General features: G+C 69.2%; 10 protein-coding genes, 1 tRNA gene and 1 pseudogene. 3 read left to right on the plus strand and 9 right to left on the minus strand.

Going from position 1 to position 20,170, the window contains the following annotated elements:
- Positions 1-293 precede the first annotated feature (293 nt).
- From K3U94_RS22230 to K3U94_RS22265, 8 genes and pseudogenes are all read right to left on the minus strand, one after another.
- Positions 294-734, minus strand: a complete 441-nt coding sequence (locus tag K3U94_RS22230) for a MarR family winged helix-turn-helix transcriptional regulator (protein ID WP_230987287.1) — start codon at positions 732-734, stop codon at positions 294-296.
- 130 nt (positions 735-864) lie between these two features.
- Positions 865-1,377 carry a MarR family winged helix-turn-helix transcriptional regulator gene (locus K3U94_RS22235; protein ID WP_230987289.1) on the minus strand — a complete coding sequence of 171 codons (513 nt, stop codon included), beginning with the start codon at positions 1,375-1,377 and terminating at the stop codon, positions 865-867.
- 407 nt (positions 1,378-1,784) lie between these two features.
- Positions 1,785-2,285: a MarR family winged helix-turn-helix transcriptional regulator gene (locus K3U94_RS22240; RefSeq protein WP_434084888.1), complete on the minus strand. Its 501-nt coding sequence runs from the start codon at positions 2,283-2,285 to the stop codon at positions 1,785-1,787.
- A 615-nt stretch (positions 2,286-2,900) separates the two neighbouring features.
- Positions 2,901-2,990 (minus strand) — tRNA-Ser (locus tag K3U94_RS22245).
- Positions 2,991-3,090: 100 nt separating this feature from the next.
- Positions 3,091-5,478: a PGRS repeat-containing protein gene (locus K3U94_RS24200; RefSeq protein ID WP_220695055.1), complete on the minus strand. Its 2,388-nt coding sequence runs from the start codon at positions 5,476-5,478 to the stop codon at positions 3,091-3,093.
- A 106-nt stretch (positions 5,479-5,584) separates the two neighbouring features.
- Positions 5,585-6,100 carry an outer membrane porin GjpA gene (gene gjpA / locus K3U94_RS22255; protein WP_267878367.1) on the minus strand — a complete coding sequence of 172 codons (516 nt, stop codon included), beginning with the start codon at positions 6,098-6,100 and terminating at the stop codon, positions 5,585-5,587.
- 13 nt (positions 6,101-6,113) lie between these two features.
- Positions 6,114-6,644: pseudogene (gene gjpA / locus K3U94_RS24395) on the minus strand (outer membrane porin GjpA); the annotation flags it as partial.
- Positions 6,645-7,022: 378 nt separating this feature from the next.
- Positions 7,023-8,117: a MarR family winged helix-turn-helix transcriptional regulator gene (locus K3U94_RS22265; RefSeq protein WP_220695057.1), complete on the minus strand. Its 1,095-nt coding sequence runs from the start codon at positions 8,115-8,117 to the stop codon at positions 7,023-7,025.
- A gap of 75 nt (positions 8,118-8,192) precedes the next feature.
- On the opposite strand from K3U94_RS22265, the gene K3U94_RS22270 reads away from it, so the two are divergent.
- Positions 8,193-9,161 carry an NAD(P)H-quinone oxidoreductase gene (locus K3U94_RS22270; RefSeq protein ID WP_220695058.1) on the plus strand — a complete coding sequence of 323 codons (969 nt, stop codon included), beginning with the start codon at positions 8,193-8,195 and terminating at the stop codon, positions 9,159-9,161.
- Between the two features lie 201 nt (positions 9,162-9,362).
- Positions 9,363-9,992: a GNAT family N-acetyltransferase gene (locus K3U94_RS22275; protein WP_230987290.1), complete on the plus strand. Its 630-nt coding sequence runs from the start codon at positions 9,363-9,365 to the stop codon at positions 9,990-9,992.
- A 168-nt stretch (positions 9,993-10,160) separates the two neighbouring features.
- On the opposite strand, the gene K3U94_RS24205 is transcribed toward K3U94_RS22275, so the two are convergent.
- A complete protein-coding gene (locus K3U94_RS24205; RefSeq protein WP_220696938.1) occupies positions 10,161-18,959 on the minus strand; it encodes a hypothetical protein in 8,799 nt (2,932 codons plus the stop codon).
- 567 nt (positions 18,960-19,526) lie between these two features.
- Between K3U94_RS24205 and K3U94_RS22285 the strand changes: the two genes are divergently transcribed.
- Positions 19,527-20,144, plus strand: coding sequence for a GNAT family N-acetyltransferase (locus K3U94_RS22285; RefSeq protein ID WP_230987292.1), 618 nt, complete (start codon positions 19,527-19,529; stop codon positions 20,142-20,144).
- The last annotated feature ends 26 nt before the right edge of the window (positions 20,145-20,170 follow it).

The following is a 20,170-nucleotide window of genomic DNA, read 5'->3' on the forward strand; positions in this document are numbered from 1 at the left end:
GTCTCGTCGGCGCGAAATAGGCGTTGAACTGGGATGAGGCGGCGCTGCCACTAAGTCCAGAATGGCACTGTAGAAACAGGTGTCAAGTCGTTTGGATGCAGCAAGGAGCCCTATTAGACGAACCATAGCTAACATGCGGCTAACCTCGCGTCAACGCAGGTCACGGGCATCTAACCCGACGCGAACGGTCCGGCCGAGACGCATCGTAGCTCGCCTGTAAGGCCCCGTTCCCTGAGAATTTTTCGAGCGACCTTTCGGGTGCTGCCAGCCGGGACGCGGACTCCGAACTGCGCTCAGGACTGCTCAGGAAGGCCGGTTCGCCGGCAGACGTCACCGAGGGCGATCACCTGCTGACGCGACAGTTGGTCGAGGTAGTACGCACGAATGCCGCGGGCGTAGGTGACCGCCGCGGGCGCGTAGCGCTGCCGGCCCGCAGCGGTGATGTGGCCAAGTACTGCCCGGCGATCGGTCGGGTGCGGACGCCTGACGACCAGGGCCTGGGCCTCCAGCCGGCCGATCAGCGAAGTCACCCGACTGGGCGCCAGCGCGAAAGCCTCAGCGAGGTCCCGCATCCGGGCCGAACCGGTCTCCGAACGGGCCAGCCGGTCCAGCACAAGGACCTCAAAAAGAGTCAGCCCGTGGGCGTGGACCAGGCTGTCATTCAACGCAGCAAGCAGGCGTGACGAGGAGTCCATGAACTGGTGCACGCACGTGCACTCATCCGCGTCAAGCACAGGCAGTTCCCACACTGGCTGCTCAAGAGCCCGCAGGTGCCCCATGCCGGGCGATGGTAGCCACGCGATCCGGCGACTGGAGGTTGATTCGGAAACTTCGCGCCGAGCAGTTGGGCAAGAGGCGAGCGACTCAATCCAGCGTCGACTTTTTCGGAAGCTCCGCTGCCTCCAGCGACGCGTTGATCTGACGGCAGCTGGCACCCAGCGCAAGCATTTGCTGGCGGGACATCTGGTTCACGTAGAGCCGGCGGATCTGTTCGGCGTAGGTTTTGCGGGCCTCCCCCAACCTCATTCGGCCCTCGGGCGTGAGTTCGGCCCGCACCCCCCGCCCATCACCGGGGATGGGAATTCGGCGGACGAGGCCGCGGCTTTCCAGCCGGCGGGTCAACCAGGTGACCCGGCTGCGAAGCAGCATCAGGGCCGCCGCCAGATCGCTCATTCGGACAGAACCGGTGTCGGACTTGGCGAGAACGTCCAACAGCCGCAGCTCAGACAGGTCCAGCCGGTGCCGCCCCATCAGACTTCTATTCAGAGCGGCCAACAGACCCGTCGATGACTCGACGAACTCGTGCCAGGAATTCTGTTCGATGTCTTCGAGGCCCGGCAGCCGCATCGTCGGCCCTTGCGCACCAGTCTCCTCCACGGCGGGCGACGGTACCGAAACCCCTCGCACGGTGACTACCAAAATCGTGGCGGTTTGTATCCTTCTGCATACATCAACGAAGCTCGCCGGCTGCCCGCAACGCACACGGTCGTGACATCAGAGCTGCTCGGAGGGCGTTTGCGGCAGCTTACAGCAAAGATATAGAGCGGCCTGATTGGTTCAACCGGCAACTAATCGGCCATCAACAATCAGAACCTGTTCTAGCGGGGCACCGACTCAGCGGTGCCGCGCCGGTATTTGCTGGCCACAGGCAGTGCTCAGTCCAAGCAGCGACGAGCAGTCGGCGCCCGCACTGAACAGTCGTCATCTTTTTTTCCACCACTCCCCACGTGCGCGAAGCGGTCCGCGAGCAAACGCACCTCAGGGCGCGCCAGCGTTGACGCAGATCAGAGCGGCGGCCTGGTGGCTGACTCGCCCTGGGCCGCTCTGGAGACATAGAGCGTCGAGTCGGCCTGCCTCAAGCCGGAATTGATTCGTCGGCAGTTCTCTTCAAGTGTGGCAAGCTGGCGCCGGGACAAAGTGCCAATGAGATGGGTCTTGACCCCTTGCGCGTAGTTGAGACTGGCATGCCCCGCCACCCGCCGGCCGTCCGCGGTGATCCGAGCGACCACTCCACGCCTGTCGTCGGAATTCTGTTCGCGCTGAACCAAACCCCGCTCCTCGAGCCGACGGATCCGCTTGGTCATATGGTGCGGGGTCGCACCCAGCACGTCGGCCAGATCACCCATCCGTGCCGCACCGCCGTCGGACTTGTCCAGGATGTCCAGCACCCGCAGGTCGATGACGGAGAGTTGATGCGCTTCGGTCAGCCAGCGGTCCATCGTGGCGTTAAAGCGCAGCGCGGCATGCAGGAAGTTCTGCCACGACTTCTGTTCGGCGATGTCCAATCCGGGAAGGTCACTGGGGGTGCGTCGACGAGCTGGACGTTGCATGCCGTCATGTTAGCCAGGCTTTGTTGCAGTGCGCCAACATTTTTCCGCTCGGAAGTTCAGTCGCCCGCTCGCTTGCGACCGCAACCGGGGTCGGCGGGCCCGCCCCATAAATGTATATATTACTGACTACTCCGCAGGGGTAGCACGCTACTGCATCGATATTGAGTTGCTATCACATGTGATTAAGGTCAGCTATTTCTGTATATTAGATACATAATTCAATAATGTATCCGCCGTTTCGGATGGAACGGGCCTCCGAAGGGGGACCTTCAGGCTAGTTGCCGCCCGAATCGCCAACGGTGCAGCAGTGCGCCGATGGCTCTCTCGGGCGCCGACATGGCCGAAACCGATTCTCCTTGAGCGATTGCCGCACCCGTAGACGAAAAACTGTTCAACCGGTTGATCGGGAACTAGGCCGCGTGCCGAGTGCGAATCCTTCACCGGCACTTGAAACCCAGAGTCGCTAGTGCGAGACACATGACCACCGGACAAGACACCAGTCTTTCGCTGCGCCGATCCCGGCGGTCGCAGTAAGACCGAATATCAGGCGGTACTGCCGCCTGGCTTGAATGGCGGTGGCGGAGGGATTTGAACCCCCGGACGGTGTTAGCCGTCTCTCGCTTTCAAGGCGAGTGCATTAGGCCGCTCTGCCACGCCACCGCGGGAAATCGTACCTTGGCCGGATCGGTGCTTCCGAGCAGACGCAAACTCGCACGCGCACGGCGCCTTTAGTGCGAGTCTGCGTCTGCTCGTCATCGGGTCAGCCGGGTTGACCGCTACCGCCGTTGGTGCCGGGCTGGCCCGGCGGAGTGCCGTTCCCGGCCGCGCCGCCCGCTCCACCTGCACCGGCCGCACCGGCCGCGCCATGGGCCCCGTTGGTCCCGTTGGCGCTGGTGCCGCCGGCGCCACCGGCCGCGCCGTTACCGCCGGTACCGCCATCGCCGCCGCTGCCACCGGGCAGCGTGTTGCCGCCCGCGTCGGTGCCGCCGTTGCCGCCCTTGCTGCCAGCTCCACCAGTGCCGCCCGCTCCACCAGCACCGCCGGTTCCGCCGTTGCCGGAGACAGCCGTGCCGCCGGTTCCGCCCTGGCCGCCGTTACCGGCGGTGCCACCGTCGCGGCCGTCACCACCGGGCCCGTGTGCGGGGCTGGCCGCGGGCGCGCCGTCCGCACCCGTGCCGCCGGCGCCCCCGTTGCCACCGCTGCCGGCGTTCACGGTGCCGTGCGCATTGCCACCGTTGCCGCCGGCCCCGCCGTTGCCGCTGGCGCCGATGGTCCCGGTTCCGCCCACGCCGCCGTCACCGCCATTACCCGCATGGCTGGGTCCGAGGCCGTAGGGGTTGTCGGCGTGCAAGGTGACACCGCCGCTGTCGCCACCGGCGCCGCCAGCCCCACCATTCCCGGCGATACCGCCTTCGCCACCGGTAAGGGGGACAGAAGCCGTTCCGCCGGCACCGCCGGCACCACCGTTGCCGCCGGAGGCCGTACCGCTGCCGCCGCTGCCGCCGCTGCCACCATTGCCGGCCGTGTTCCCGCCGGCTGTACCTCCTCCGCTACCACCGTTACCGCCGTTGCCGCCCGCACTGACCACTCCGGTACCGGTGGCGCCGTCACCGCCGGCCCCACCGACGCCTCCAGCACCGCCGGCCACGGGGGCGTAGCCGATGATGCCGGCGCCGCCGTCGCCACCGTTACCGCCTCGACTCCAGATGGTGCCGGCCCCGTCGTTCCAGCCGGTACTGGTGCCGCCGTTGCCGCCGTTTCCGCCGCCATCTCCGCCAGCACCGCCGTTGCCGCCGGCGTAGGTACCGGTGCCGCCGTTACCTCCGGCACCGCCGGGGAGCTTCCCTCCGATGAAGCCGCCGGATCCGCCGTTACCCCCGATGGTCTTCACGTCTGCGTCGTCGGTGGCACCGTTGCCTCCGTCACCGCCATGGCCGCTGGCACCGCCCAAGGTGGCGCCGCCTTCGCCGCCGTTGCCAGCCTGGCCGGCGGTGGCATCTCCGCCGTTACCACCGTTGCCGCCGTTGCCGGTGCCGTAGTTCCAGCTGCCGCCGCCGTCGCCTCCGTTGCCACCGTTGAGGCCGGTGCCGCCAGTGCCGCCGTTTCCACCGTTGGCGCCTTCTCCGGTGCCGGCGTCGCCGCCGTAGCTGCCGTCGCCGCCGTTGCCGAGGTAGTGACCGGTGGCGTCTTGGTAGGCGTTGCCGCCGGCGCCGCCATCGCCGCCATCGCCGGCCATGCCAGCCTGTCCGGCGTGCCCGTACATGGGGCTGGTGTAGATGGACGAGCCTCGGCCACCGCCTGCACCCGCGCTGCCGCCGTTCCACCCGCCGTTACCGCCGTTGCCACCATTGACGTGATCGGCGGTGCCGGTAGCGCCATTGCCCCCGGCCCCCGCATCCCCTGCGTTGCCACCGCTGCCGCCATTGCCGAACATGAAGCTGCTGCGCCCGCCGTTTCCGCCGTTGCCGCCGTTGCCTCCACCGGTGCCGTTGCCGTCACCGCCGTTGGCGTAGGTCCCCGCGACACCCGTTGCTCCGGCCGCGCCGAGACCACCGTCTCCGCCGTTGCCGAAGAACCAGGCAGAAGCATCCCCGCCGTTGCCGCCGTTACCGCCGTTGGCCACGGCATCGGTTGCGGCACCGCCGTTACCGCCGTTGCCGCCGCTGCCCATCCAGAGGCCGCCGGCACCGCCGTCACCACCGTCGGCGCCCGCACCACCGTCGCCACCGGCCCCGCCGTTGCCCAGCCAGCCGGCCGCATTGCCGCCAGCACCACCGGCAACACCGGCCGTCGTGCTGTCCCAACCGTCTCCGCCATCGCCGAACCACAGCCCACCGTTGCCACCATCGGGGTTGGCTTCGGTGCCATCGGTGCCATCACCGATCAGGAACTGGCCGGCCGAGGTATTGATCCAGCCGTTGACCAGCTCCCCGAAATCACTGTTGATCCAGCCCTCCAGGGAAGCGTGGATCGGCTCGTAGAACCACTGATCCAGCATGGTGGTCCAGTCAAAGGTGCCGGCGTCGGCCGGCCCGGCGGCCAGCCACGCAGAGGAATCGAAAAGATCAACGATCCAATCGAATTCGTCGGCCTGAGTCGGCGGCGCCACGCTCAGCGGGACCATTCCGAACGCCAGGAATGCGCCCACTGCACTGGCGGCTCCGATTGCCCAGGAGTGGCTCCGGATAGTGCGATCGCGATTCATCGTGAGGGAAACCTCTCTAAGAAGTTGGGGGAAAAAGATTTTCGGGGGGTCAGAGGCCGAGCAGGTCGCCCAGCCAGCCGAACGCATCAGTCGCCGCACCGGTGCCGCCGTCGTCGAGGGCGTCGGTGGGCAGCAGGGGCAGCTCCGCACCAGCCAACGGCGGGGTGACCACGACCGGGCCCTTGCCATCCCAGCCCGACCCGAGCAGGGCGCCGACGGTTTGGCCCCAGGCCTGCCAGGCCGCGATCGGCCCGATGCCGGCACTGTTGAGATCGAGGGTTCCTAGAACCGGCACTCCGCTGAATTCGATACCAACACTTTGGAAGATCGACCCGCCGACCGCGGGCACCGATGCGGCGACCTCCCCACCGGGGCCGAGCACCTGATACGGGCCGACCGCGACCGCGCCCGGCGACAACAGTCCACCGAAGGCGATGTCCAGGTGATCCATGTTCATCCCCGCGGGAAATACCCCGAACCCGTTGATCATCGGCAACAGTGCGTCCAGGTTCAAGGTGGCGCCGTTGAAGAAGGCGCCGCCCATATTGATCAGGGTGTCGCCCAGGCCTGTCGTGGTCGGTGATGCTGTTGAGCAACGCCACCCACGGGCTGATCCCCGGTCCGATCATCCCCATCAGCACCGCACTGGCGGGCGACCCCAGGTAGTCGATGATCGGCATGATCTGGCTGGCATCGACATCGGCCGGGATATACCCGCCGATCTGGCCAAACATCAGCGCATGCGTGCCGTCCATCGTGTGGTTGAGCACCGTGGAGTGCGTCGCGTCGGTCTCGTTCTGCAGTGCCCAGCCGGAGACCACGGCGTTCAGGTGCAGCTGGATCTGCTCGTTGACATCGTTGGTGGAACCCGACGGGTCGTTGAGTAGGCGATCCCAGTAGTCCATCTGGTTGGCCCAAAACTGTTGCATCCCCACCTCGGGCGCCAGATACCAGTTGTTGAGCATCGTCGTGACATTCGCCGACGCGGCATTGAGGACATCCTGGAACGCCCCCGTCAACGCGACTGCGTGGGACTGGATATCAGACCGAACCGGCACCGGCGCAGACAACGGAGTGACCGCAACAAGACTGGCTCCGACCAGAGCCACGCCAGCGGTGGCATAGGGGCGAACGGTGGCGTGCAAGGGGAACTCCTCGGCAGGTGGATTGGTGAGGCACTGAACAGCGATGAACGTAACTAAGCGAGGGCTGAGTGTCTCTAATCGAACGTTGGTATCCCCGAAGATGTTTGACGTGACGTCACACCAAGCCGCTTCGACTGAGCTTGAATTCCCTGGTCAGCACCGAAATCGGGAGCGCCCGATCATCCACTGCACCGGCCCCAACTGTTTCAAACGGTAATTACCAATGGGTAACCATTCCGCTTGTGCCCCATGCGGAACCACGTGATCGAGTTTTAGCAAACTGTGGAAACACGGGAAACCACAATGCGACTGGGCGGCAACGCCGTTAGACTCGGTGGCGCCTCACCGGTGACCGATGTCGCCTTCGACCGCCGTCACTCTCGCCGAACTTCGACGATCTGCCCGCACCGACCGCTCGGCACCGGCTTTGAGAGGCACGCTGATCCGACGGCACGCGTCGCCGAGCGCGATTGCCTGCTGGCGCGACATCGGGTTCAAGTAATGCCTGCGAATTTCCCTGGCGTAGAACGCAAGTGCCGGTCCTAATCGCACTCGGCCGTGCAGCGTAATAGCAACAACCACGCGCCGCCGATCCCCCTGCCCGGGGCCGCGGCGCACCAGTCCTTCGGACTCCAGGCGGCTGATCTGCTGGGTCAGCCGGCTGGGCTGCAATGCACACGCTTTGCCCAACAGACTCATCGGTGCTGTTCCGCCCGGTGACTTCGCGATCAGATCCAACAGCAGAATGTCGATCAGGGCAAGCTGGATCGCCTCGACCAATCGGGCGTTCAAGACAGGGAACAGCGTCGCCGACGACGACATGAACTGATGCCAGCAACGCTTCCCGGCATCGTCAACCCCGGGTAGATAACACGTGGGCGCCTCCGGAAACGCTTGGGCACCAATGTGAACGGGAACCGTTGGGCCGGCACCGACCAATGTGCGCCGTAACTCGTCAAGCCGCAGCCCCTCGCCAATACGCCAACAGTTCTCCGCAACAGTGCTGATCTGGCGAGTCGACAGCGATCCGAGTAGGTACGTCGACACGGCTTCCGCGTAGCTGATGATCGCCGGGGCGATGATCGTCCGGCCGGCGTCGTTGAGAAGAGCGACAACCCCGCGTTTGTCCTTCGGATCGGGCTCGCGGCGCACCAGTCCCCGCTCGCCCAAACGGTCGATCCGCTTCGTCATCTGACGCCGGGTCGCGCCCAGCAACTCGGCCAGATCACCCATCCGAGCAGATCCGTCCGAGGACTTGGCCAGGATGTCGAGCACCCGCAAATCGATCACCGACAGTTGGTGATCGGCGTTGAGCGCCCGGTTCAGCGCCGCGTCGAATCGCAGCACAGCGTCCAAATAATGTTGCCATGCTTGACGTTCGGCGAGATCCAAGCCGGGTAAATCACTCCCCGTCCGGCGGCGATCGTGGCGCTGCACAGCGTCATGCTAGGCGACACACTTAGGGTTCCTCATCGTTTTCGACGGTGTCGGTCCGGTAGTAGCGTGTCGGACATGCGTGCCATCATCGCCGAGTCCCCCGACGTCCTCGCTTGGCGAGAGGTCGCCGATCTTCAACCAGCCCCGGGCGAGGTGCTGATTCGGGTAGCCGCGGCTGGGGTGAACCGGGCCGATCTGCTGCAGGCGGCGGGTTTGTATCCTCCCCCGCCCGGGGCCAGCGACACCCTCGGCCTGGAGGTTTCCGGCGTCATCGCCGCAGTGGGTGACGAGGTGTCGGATTGGACGATCGGACAACAGGTTTGTGCGTTGTTGGCCGGGGGCGGCTACGCCGAGTACGTCGCGGTTCCAGCCCCTCAGGTACTGCCGATTCCGGACGGGGTGGACCTGCTGGATGCTGCGGGCCTGCCGGAGGTGGCCTGCACAGTCTGGTCGAACCTGGTGCTTACGGCCGGCCTGTCGGAGGGGCAGCTGCTGCTGTTGCATGGCGGGGCGAGCGGCATCGGCACTCACGCCATTCAGGTGGCACGCCAATTGGGCGCGTGGGTTGCCGTCACCGCCGGGTCGGAGGCCAAGTTGGCGTTCTGCCGCGAGCTGGGCGCCGAGATCACCGTCAACTACCGCGACGAAGACTTCGTCGAGCGGGTCCGCGAGGCCGGTGGGGCCGACGTGATCCTGGACATCATGGGGGCGGCCTACCTGGACCGCAATGTCGACGCGCTGGCCAACGACGGGCGGTTGGTCATCATCGGCATGCAGGGCGGCGTCAAGGGCGAGCTGAACCTGGGCAAGCTGATCGCCAAACGCGCAAAGGTGATCGGCACCGCCTTACGCGGCCGGCCGGTGGAAGGGCCGCACAGCAAGGGTGCTGTGGTGGCCGCAGTGACCACCGACCTCTGGCCGATGCTCGGCGACGGCCGGATCAAGCCGGTGATCGGTGCGCGGCTGCCCATCGAGCAAGCCGCCGAAGCACACCGGATGCTGTCATCAGGTGAGGTGACCGGAAAGGTTGTGCTGACGGTCTGAGTGCCGAGCGGGCGCAGAGTGCCAGTTTTCGCGGTGTGTCGCCGTACCAACACGCACGCTCGCGCCAGGGGGAAGCATTTCGGCGCTGACGCTGCTAGGTCGACGTACGATCATTGTCGAAAACCGATTGTCAACGGATGCCCAGGAGGCACTTGCAATGACCACTCAAGTCGATTCGGCCACAACGGATTCGGGCGCGCGATGAGTGCACGCATGCCGCGGGAGCGGGTCGGCCTGAGCGACTACCTCCTGAGTGTTCCGGCGCCGCCGCTACCGATCCTCGCCGATCCGTACAGTGTCCGTTTCGCAGACCAGCCCGGCGACCCCGAGATGATCTCGGAATGGATGAACCGGCCGCATCTGGCCGAAACCTGGGGCTACGCCTATCCACCCGACGAATGGCGCCGTCACCTGCAAACCCAGTTCGACGGTGCCTACTCACGCCCGTACATCTGGCTCCTCCACGGCGAGCCCCTCGGATATATGGAGCTGTTCCGGGTGGCAAAAGACGACCTGGCAACGGTGTATGACGCCCTTCCCTACGATGTAGGCTTGCACGGAGCCATGGCAGACGCCGCCGCGGTCGAAAAGGGCCACGGCAAGAACATCTTTGGCCCCTTGGTGTCCAGCATTTTCGCGGCCGAACCGGAATGCCGACGGATCATCGGAGACACTAATGCCGGTGCGGGCTCGTACGGTCGCCGGTTCTGGGAGCGACGCGGCGGGGTCTTCCTCGGCGAGCACTATATGGCCAAGTGGGACCAGCATATCGCGCTGTTCGCCTGGCTGCGGACCCCCGAAGACATGCCTGGCTATCGCGACACGCCCTAACGCGCCGACGGAAATGGGCGGTGACGGATATTCATCCGTCACCGCCCATTTGTCGATACTGGCCGCCTAGCAAACAACGACGAATCCCCGGACCCGACACCAAAGTGTCGGACCGGGGATTCGTACGTTCTTTCACCCTTGCCCAGAACTCCCGGGACCGGCGGCCGGCTACGGTGCTCCTGTACCGCCGGCGCCGCCGGCGCCACCCTGACCGATAGTGCCACCGTTGGCCTTGCCGCCGGTGACACCAGCAGTACCTGGCGAACCGGCGACACCGTCGCCATTGGTACCACCTGCACCACCCTGGCCGCCGCTGCCACCCGAGCCTGCCCAGTTGGACTTGCTGGGCTTGGAGGCACCGTTGACACCGTTACCGCCCTTGCCGCCCATACCACCGGAACCGCCTTGAGCGGTGGTGCCGTCGGCGTTGAGACCGCCCTGACCGCCGGTGCCACCCTGGCCACCGGCGCCACCGCTGCCGCCGGTACCGCCACCGCCGGTGCCCTGACCGACGATGCCGTTGTACCCGGCACCACCGGCACCGCCGGTGCCGCCGACACCGGCCTTACCGCCAACACCGCCCTTACCGCCGAACCCGCCGGCGCCGTGTTCGCCGGACTTCCCATCGCCCAGCGCGACACCGCCGGCACCGCCCTGACCGGCCGCGCCGCCGACGCCGCCGTCGCCGCCCTGGCCGCCGACACCACCGGTACCGCCGGTACGCCCGGGAAGGCCGAGACCACCGGCACCACCGGCACCACCGGTGCCGCCGTTACCGCCGGTACCGCCGGTGCCGCCGATCCCGCCGCTGCCGCCGAGACCGCCCTTGCCGCCGTCACCGGTCAGGGTGCCGCCGGCACCACCGACACCGCCGGTGCCGCCCGCTCCACCGGCGTACCCGGTGGCACCCTTGACGCCGGCGCCGCCGGTGCCACCGGGCATGGCGTTGCCGTTCGGGTCCTTGGGCTGGGTACCCGTGGCGCCGTTCGCGGCGACCGAGGTGTTGGCGCCGGCATTGCCACCGTTGCCGGCGTTGCCGCCGGTGCCGCCGTTGCCGTGTTGGGCCGCCGAACCGCCGTTACCGCCGTTGCCGCCGGCAGCTCCGGCACCGTTTGCGGCGCTGGTACCCGCGGTTCCATTGGCACCGGTGCCACCGTTACCGCCGGTGCCGCCGTTGCCGTACTCGCCTGTGGCGCTACCGCCGGTACCGCCGTTACCACCGGCCTGCGCCAGGCCGCTGCCCAGCACCGTGCCGTTGCCACCGTTACCACCGGTGCCACCGACCGCGACCGCGCCGCCGTTGCCGTCGATGCCGCTGCCGGCCTGGGTGACGCCATCGCCACCGAGGCCGCCGGCACCTCCGTCGCCGCCCGCACCAGCGGTGCTGCTGCTGTTGCCGCCCTTACCACCGGAACCGGCCACCAGGTTCGAGCCGCCGCCCGCGCCGTCGCCACCGCGACCGCCGACGCCGGCGTTACCGCCCGCGCCACCGTTGCCACCGACGGCGCCGGCGCCGTCCGCACCGCTGTTGCCGTTGGTCGCGGTGCCACCGGCACCACCGTTACCGCCGGCGCCACCAGCGCCACCGGCCCCAGCCGCTCCGGTGGCGTCGCCACCGACACCGCCGTTGCCACCGCTGCCGGCCGTGGCGTTGGTTCCCGCGGTGCCGTTGGCGGCATTGCCGCCGGCGCCACCGTGACCACCGACACCACCGTTACCACCGACACCACCGTCACCGGCGATCGAACCACCGACTCCACCGAGACCGCCGTTGCCACCCGCGGTGCCAGCCGTGCCGTCGGTGCCGTTACCGGACCCGTCGGTGATACCCGCGACACCGTTGGCACCGGCACCGCCGTCGCCGCCTGCGCCGCCGTGACCAATGGTGCCGCCGGCGCCACCGTTACCGCCGTTGCCACCCTGCTGGCCCAGCGCAGCGTTGCCACCGTTGCCACCGTTACCACCGCTGGCACCGAGCTGAGCGCCGTCTTGACCGTTTTCGGCCGCGGTGCCGTCGCCACCGAGGCCCCCGGCGCCGCCGGTGCCGGCCGTACCCGCGATGCCGCCGGCACCACCCTTGCCACCGGACCCGGCGATGGCCTCGATGCCGCCGCCGGCACCGGTGCCGCCGTTACCGCCGTTGGCACCGTTACCGGTGTTACCACCGGCGCCACCCGCGCCGCCCGCACCAGCGGCACCGGTCTCGCCGAGGGTCGCCGTGCCGCCGACACCGCCGGCACCACCGTTACCGCCCGCTCCACCGTTTCCGTTGGTGCTGGTGGCGTCGGCACCGTCTCCGCCGTTGCCGCCACTACCGCTGGCCGCGTTTGCGCCGTTAGCCGCATTAGCACCGGCGCCACCGTGGCCACCCGCGCCACCGCCACCGCCGAGCCCACCGGCGCCGCCGTTGCCGGAGGTGGTACCACCGGCGCCACCCTGGCCGCCGCTACCGCCATTGCCGCCCGCGGTCCCGGCCGTGCCGTCGCCGAGGCCGTCGGTGATGCCGTTAACCCCGGCAGTACCCGCGCCACCGTTACCACCGGCACCACCGGTACCGATCGCTCCGGCCGCGCCACCCTTACCACCGGCGCCACCGTCTTGTGCGACATCGCCCGGCTGGAGGACGCCGTTGCCGCCGTTACCACCGGCGCCCCCGTCGCCGCCAGCACCGTTGGTACCCGCCTGACCGCTGGCCGCCTGTGTGCCGCCCTGGCCGATACCGCCCGCACCACCGGCGCCGCCGAGGTCGCGGTCACCACCGGTACCGCCGTCGCCGCCGTTGCCGGCCGCCAGGCCGCTGCCACCGTCACCACCGGCACCACCGGTGCCACCGTTGCCCGCGTTACCGGCGTTACCACCGGCGCCGCCGACGCCACCTGCACCGTTGCCCGCGTTACCACCGATACCGCCAGCGCCACCGGCAGCGGCGTTACCGCCCTGGCCACCGTTGCCGCCGAGGTTGCCGGCACCCGCGGCCACACCGTTGCCGCCGTTGCCACCGCTACCGCCAGTGCCACCCGCGCCACCGACGCCACCGGCGCCCGAAACGCTGCCACCGGCGCCACCGGTACCGCCGTAGCCACCGACGCCGCCGTTGCCACCGAGGGTTCCGTTGCCGTCGCCGCCGGTCACGCCGAGCACGCCGTTGCCACCGGCGCCACCAGCGCCACCCGCACCACCGGTACCGATCGCACCCGCCGCGCCACCGTTACCGCCGTAGCCGCCGGCCTGGCCGGTCGAGCCATCAGCGAGCAGCTGGCCCGCGCCACCGGCGCCACCGTTGCCGCCGTTGCCGCCGCCAGCAACCACGCCGGCCGCACCGTCGGACCGGTAGGTGACACCGTCACCGTTCAGGCCGCCCTTACCGGCGGAGCCAGCCGCACCGCGGTCGCCACCGGCGCCGCCGTTACCACCGTGTCCTGCGGTTTCTTCGACGCCACCGCCGGCACCGTTACCACCGCGGCCACCGTCACCAGCCTGACCGGAGGCGCCGCCGTTACCACCGATACCACCGCTGCCGTTGAGGCCGGCCGTTCCGTTGGTGGCGCTACCACCCTGGCCACCGTTACCGCCCTGGCCACCGTTACCACCCTGGCCGCCGTCGCCGCCATCGGTGCCGTCGCCGCCGTTGCCGCCGCTGCCCGCGGCAGCATCGGCTCCCGCGAGGCCTTGCACGCCCGCGCCGCCGGCACCACCGTTGCCGCCGGCACCTCCGACACCACCCTGACCGCCGTTGCCGGAGATCGAGCCGCCCTTACCGCCGTTGCCCGCGTTGCCACCGGCCGCGCCGTTGCCACCGGTTCCGCCGTTGGCCAGAGCAGTTGAGCCGGTCGCGCCCACGGCGCCGGCGCCACCGTTTCCGCCGGCGCCACCATTGCCGACCGGTCCGGCGTTGCCGCCGTCACCGCCCGCGCCACCGATCTGCGCGGTGCCGTCGGCGAGGAGGACACCGGTACCGCCCTTGCCGCCGGCCCCGCCGTTGCCGCCGATCGCCGCGGTACCCGCATTGCCGCTGGCCGCCTGGGCGCTGTGGTCGGCATTCCAGCCACCCGCCCCGGCCGTGCCCGCGGTGCCACGGACGCCTCCGTCACCGCCGTGACCACCCGAGCCCGCCACCGCGCCAGTGCCGCCACCGGCACCGTCGGCCCCGCGACCTCCGTTACCGGCGTTACCGGCATTACCGGCGTCACCACCGGCGCCACCGGAACCGTCCACACCGCTGGCGCCGTTGTTGGCCGCGCCACCAGCACCACCGTTACCACCGATGCCGCCGTTTCCACCGACGCCACCGTTGCCCCCGTTGGTCCCGTCCGCGCCGGATGCACCACTGCCGGGGGTTACGACGGTGCCACTGACACCGTTGGCGCCGTGACCGGCGTTACCGCCCGCACCACCGATGCCACCCTGGCCACCCGCGCCGCCATCACCGGAGTCGGTTCCACCGGCACCGCCGACGCCGCCGATTCCACCGGCACCACCGCTCAACCCGTTCGTACCATTTCCGTCGCTGAGGGTGACGCCGTCGTCACCAGCAGCGCCGGCACCGCCGTTACCGCCCGCACCACCGGAGCCGACCGTCGCCGCGTTACCGCCGTTACCGCCGGCACCGCCGCCCTGAGCGTCCACGCCGCCGGTCACCTGGCCCACACCAGCGCCACCTGCGCCACCGGCGCCACCGTCGCTACCGATACCGGACAGGCCATCGCTGCCGTCCGCACCGTCGCCATTCGTGCCGGTGCCGCCGGCGCCGGCCGTGCCCGCAGCGGCGCCGTCGGCGCCATTGCCACCCGCGCCGCCCGCGCCCGCGTTGGCAGCGCCGCCGCCACCGAGGCCCTTACCACCGGACCCGGCCGTACCAGCGTTGCCACCGTCGCCGGCGTTACCGCCTACACCACCGGTGCCGGCGACAGCGCCACCGCCCTGGCCGCCGACACCGCCCTGGCCGCCAGCACCGGCGTTCCCACCGTTACCACCCGCGGTGTCGGCCACTGTTGCGTCCGCGCCCGCTCCGCCGGCACCACCGTTGCCACCCTTGCCGGCGTTGCCGCCAGCACCACCGTTGCCCGACGTCGAGCCCCCGAGACCACCGGTGCCGCCGTTACCGCCGACGCCACCGACCGCACCCGCGGTCCCATTGCCGTCGCCGCCCGTGATCCCGTCCACGGTCGCACCAACACCACCGGCACCACCGGCACCACCGTTGCCGATCGAAGCCGCGTTACCACCAGCGCCGCCATGGCCGCCGCCCTGGCCGACCCCGCCGCTCAGACCCACGCCGGCGCCGCCCTGGCCACCGACACCGCCATCGCTGGCAATGCCGTCGGGGCGAGTGGAGCCATCCGCCCCGTTGGTGGTGCCGGCACCGCCCAGGCCTACCTGGCCTGCTGCAGCTCCGTCCGCACCGTTTCCGCCGTTACCGCCGTTGCCCGCGTTTGCCGCACCGCCGCCACCGAGACCGGCACCGCCGGCGCCCGCGACGCCGCCATTGCCACCGATGCCGGCGTTGCCGCCATTGCCACCTGTGCCATTGGTGGCCGCGCCACCCTGGCCGCCGTTACCGCCCGCACCGCCGGCACCGGCGTTGCCGCCGTTGCCACCGTCCGTGTCGGCCACCGTGGCATCCGCACCCGCGCCGCCGGCACCACCCTGGCCACCGACACCGCCGTAGCCGCCCGCACCGCCATTACCCGAAGTGCTGCCGCCAGCACCACCCTGGCCACCGTCACCGCCGATACCACCAACCGCTCCGTCGGTGCCATGCCCGTCGTTACCGGTGACGCCGTCTACCGTGGCGCCGGCTCCGCCAGTGCCACCCATTCCGCCGTTACCGACTGCAGCGGCGTTACCGCCGTTACCGCCCGCGCCACCGCCCTGGCCGGTGTTCGTCCCGCTTATCAGGCCGTATCCGTCGCCTCCGCGACCGCCATCTGCACCGTCGGCCGCTATGCCGTCAGTGCCCACGGCCCCGTCCGCGCCCGCGTTGACCCCATTACCACCAACGCCGGCCTGGCCGCCTGCTCCGCCGAGGGCGCCATCACCACCGTTGCCACCGGCACCGGCGTTCGCGCCACCACCGCCGCCGCTTCCCTGACCGCCAACGGCCGCGGTTCCCGCGTTGCCGCCGGCACCACCGGCGCCACCCTGGCCGCCGGTGCCTTCCGCCGACGTACCGCCGGCACCACCGTTGCCGCCCGCGGCACCGGCACCGGCGTTACCACCCTTGCCGCCCGCAAGGTCCAGTAGGTAACCGTCGTCGGCCGCGCCACCGTTACCACCGTTACCGCCGTTGCCACCGTTACCACCGGCACCACCGTTTCCGGAGCCCACGCCAGCGGCGCCACCAGCTCCGCCGTTGCCGCCCACGGCACCGGTACCACCCGCGGTCCCATCGATGACCACCGTCGTTCCGTCGATTCCCGACGCACCGTTTCCGCCATCACCGCCGACACCACCGTCGCCGCCGATACCGGCCGTACCACCGGCACCGCCGTTGCCGCCGGCCTGCGGCACAGTTCCACCGAGCAGTTCACCGTCTCCACCGCGACCGCCGGCACCACCGTTGCCACCGCCGCCCTCGGCACCATCAGCGCCCTGGTCCGCCTGGGCACTGTTGTCTGCGTTCCAGCCACCGGCGCCACCGGCGCCAGCCGAGCCGCGGTTGCCGCCGGTACCGCCCTGTGCACCGGATCCGGCCGTGGCGTTGTTGCCGCCACCCGCACCGTCACCGCCCCGACCACCGTTGCCGGCATTACCGGCCGCACCACCGATGCCACCCTGGCCGCCGTCGCCGTCAGTGCCCGCGTTACCCGCGGTCGCGGTGCCGCCGGCGCCGCCCTGACCGCCGACACCACCGGCACCGCCGTTGCCGCTGTCGCCGCCGCCGATACCGACCGTCCCGTCGCCGCCGCTGCCAGCCGTCGCATCGACACCGGCCTCGCCGTCGAGGCCGTGGCCACCGGCGCCGCCGGTGCCGCCGACGCCGCCCGCACCACCGGCACCACCGTTGCCGGAAGTCGTACCGCCGGCGCCACCGATGCCACCCGCACCACCGGTGCCGCCGACGCCGCCGTCCGTGCCGTTACCGCTGATGTCCGTGTGTCCGGCCGTGCCGGTCGCACCCTTGCCGCCGACCCCGCCATTACCGCCGTCACCGACCGCCCCGGCGTCGCCACCGTTACCACCCGCACCACCGGTCTGCACCGTGCCGTCGCCAAGGAGCTCGCCCGCACCACCGTTACCACCGTTACCGCCGTTGCCGCCGGTGCCGTCTGCGCCGGCCGTACCGGAGGCCGCGTGCGTCGAGCCACCGCTGGAGCCACCCGCGCCACCTGCGCCACCGCTGCCGATGGCACCGCCGGCGCCACCCTTACCGCCGTTACCGGCCGCTGCCCCGGTCCCGCCGCCGGCACCGTCGCCACCGTTACCACCGACACCAGTGGAGCCCGCGGCGCCGCCGTCGCCACCGATACCACCGACACCGTGCGCTCCCGCGGTGCCGTGCGCCGAGGTACCACCGGCACCACCGTCGCCACCGACACCACCAACCCCACCGTTACCGGCCGTGCTGTTCGCGTCGCCACCGTCACCACCGTTGTCGCCGCTACCGGCAGCCGCATTCAGACCCGCAGTGCCATCGGCACCAGCACCACCGACACCACCGGTGCCACCGCGGCCACCAGCACCACCAGCACCACCATTGCCGGCCTGCGAACCACCGGCACCACCAGCGCCACCGACACCGCCAGCGCCACCAGCCAGACCAGTCGTGCCATCACCATTGGCATCGGTGTGCCCGGCCACGCCGACCGCACCATCGCCACCGACACCACCGGCGCCACCGTTGCCAAGCGAACCACCGTCACCGCCACGGCCACCCGCGCCACCGGCACCACCGGCGATCGTGGCGTCGGCACCGTCACCACCACGGCCACCGTTACCACCACCGGTCGCCGCCAAACCCGCATTGCCCGCCGTGCCGCCAGGCGCCGCCGCACCACCGGCACCGGCCACACCGGCGTCGCCACCACGGCCCCCGGCGCCACCATCGATGTGAGCGCCATCGCCGTCGGCGCCGTCGCCACCGTTACCACCGGCACCGGCGTTACCGCCATCACCAGCAGCGCCACCAGCACCCGCGACACCCGACGAGCCCAGCAGACCACCAGAACCAGCGGCGCCGCCAAGACCGGCGGCACCACCGGCACCGCCGTTGCCGCCGTTACCGGCGGCGCCCCCATCGGCGCCCGGAGCGGTGGCGTCGATGCCGTCGCCACCATCGCCACCGTTACCACCGTCGGCACCGGCACCACCGGCACCACCCTTACCACCGGAACCGATCAGCCACGAACCCTTACCACCGGCACCACCATTACCACCAGCACCACCATTAGCGCCGGCAAGACCATTCAGCCCCGCACCAACAGCCGCCCCAGCAGCACCCACCGCACCATCGCCACCAAGACCACCATTACCGCCCGAACCAAACACCAAACCAATGCCATCACCACCGGCACCACCAACACCCCCGGCACCACCAGCGATACCAGCACCCGCAGCACCACCATCACCGCCGATACCCATCCACCAGCCACCGTTACCACCGGCGCCACCGTCACCACCATCAACACCGGCACCACCGGCGCCACCATCGCCGAACATGCCCGCCGAACCACCAACACCACCAGTGCCATCAGCGGCCGTACCACCAGCACCACCATCACCGAACCACAAACCACCAGCACCACCAGCAGCCTGCGCCAGCGTCCCACCATCAATACCGTCAGCACCATTGCCGATCAGAATCTGACCGAACCCGAAAATATTGATGAAGTCATTAACCGCAGACCCAAACGAACTATTGATCCACGCCTGACCCAAGTCATGCCACGGGTCATAGAACAACGACCCAAACCAGTCATCAGCAGCAGCCGACCCCGGCACCCCCGCCAACGACGCATCAAACGACAAACCCACATTCGACAGCAACGGCTCCCACGAAGCCTGATCAAACAACGTCTCCCACGACGACGCCTGACTCAAATCACCAAGAGCCCCAGCCAAATCCGAGCCAACCAGATCAACAACCCAATCCAGCTCATCAGCCTGCGCAACAGGAGCCCCCGACAACGGCGACAACCCAAACGCCAAAAACGCCCCCACCGCACTACCGGCAGCCGCCACTCGGCCACCCCGGCGGCGAACGACGCCAGTGAAACCACGACGCTCTGCGCGGTGCTGCTTTCCAGTCATGTGGGACTCCCTATTCTGCGACGAACCCATGTCGGTGATGTCTTCTCGGATCAAGTTTTTCGGCTATGTCACGGTGCTGATTCGTCAGCACCGTTGAGGAAAATTCGACTGTCGCTCGGGACAACGCTTTTCGGCATTTCGGTACGTGGCCGAAGGTGACCACGTGGCATCATTGGCGGACCCGTTGTCGACGGCACCGCCGTCAATTGAATCCCAGGAGGTACTTTTGATGACCACCGAAACCATTTCGGCGACAACCGGTTCGGTTGTGATATGAGTTCGCTGATGGCACGACAACTGGCTCATGTGCCCCCTGAGGTCCGCGCGGTCCCGCCGCCGCCCCTGCCGGCGTTTCCCGAGCCGTACAGCGTGCGTTTCGCCGACCCCGCGACCGATGCGGAGATGATTTCCGAGTGGATGAACCGTCCGCACCTGGCCCAGACGTGGCACTACGATCGACCCGCCGACGAGTGGCGACGGCACCTGGAGATCCAGTTCGAGGGCAATTTCTCCCGTCCCTACGTCTTCAGCATCGCGGGACGCCCCATGGGCTACATGGAGCTGTTCAGGTCCGCCCAGGACGACATCTCCACTGTCTACGACGCTGATCCCTACGACATCGGACTGCATGCGGCAATTGCCGAACTGGACATGGTTGAGCACGGCCACGGCGCGATCATGTTCCGCGGATTCATCGACAGCGTGTTCGAGATCGAGCCCCGGTGCCGACGAGTGATCGGCGACACCGGAACCGATGACGGCAGCTACGGACGCCGGTTTTGGGAGCGCCGAGGCGGCGTGTTCCTGGGTGAACACTTCGTCTCGAAGTGGAATCAGAGCATCGCACTCTTCGCCTGGCCGAGGACGCCCGAAGACGTTCCGGCACCTCGCGAGGAGACCTAACAGCAGACTCCGATGGAAGGGGCGGA

Source organism: Mycolicibacter heraklionensis (genome assembly GCF_019645815.1).
Lineage (GTDB): Bacteria > Actinomycetota > Actinomycetes > Mycobacteriales > Mycobacteriaceae > Mycobacterium > Mycobacterium heraklionense.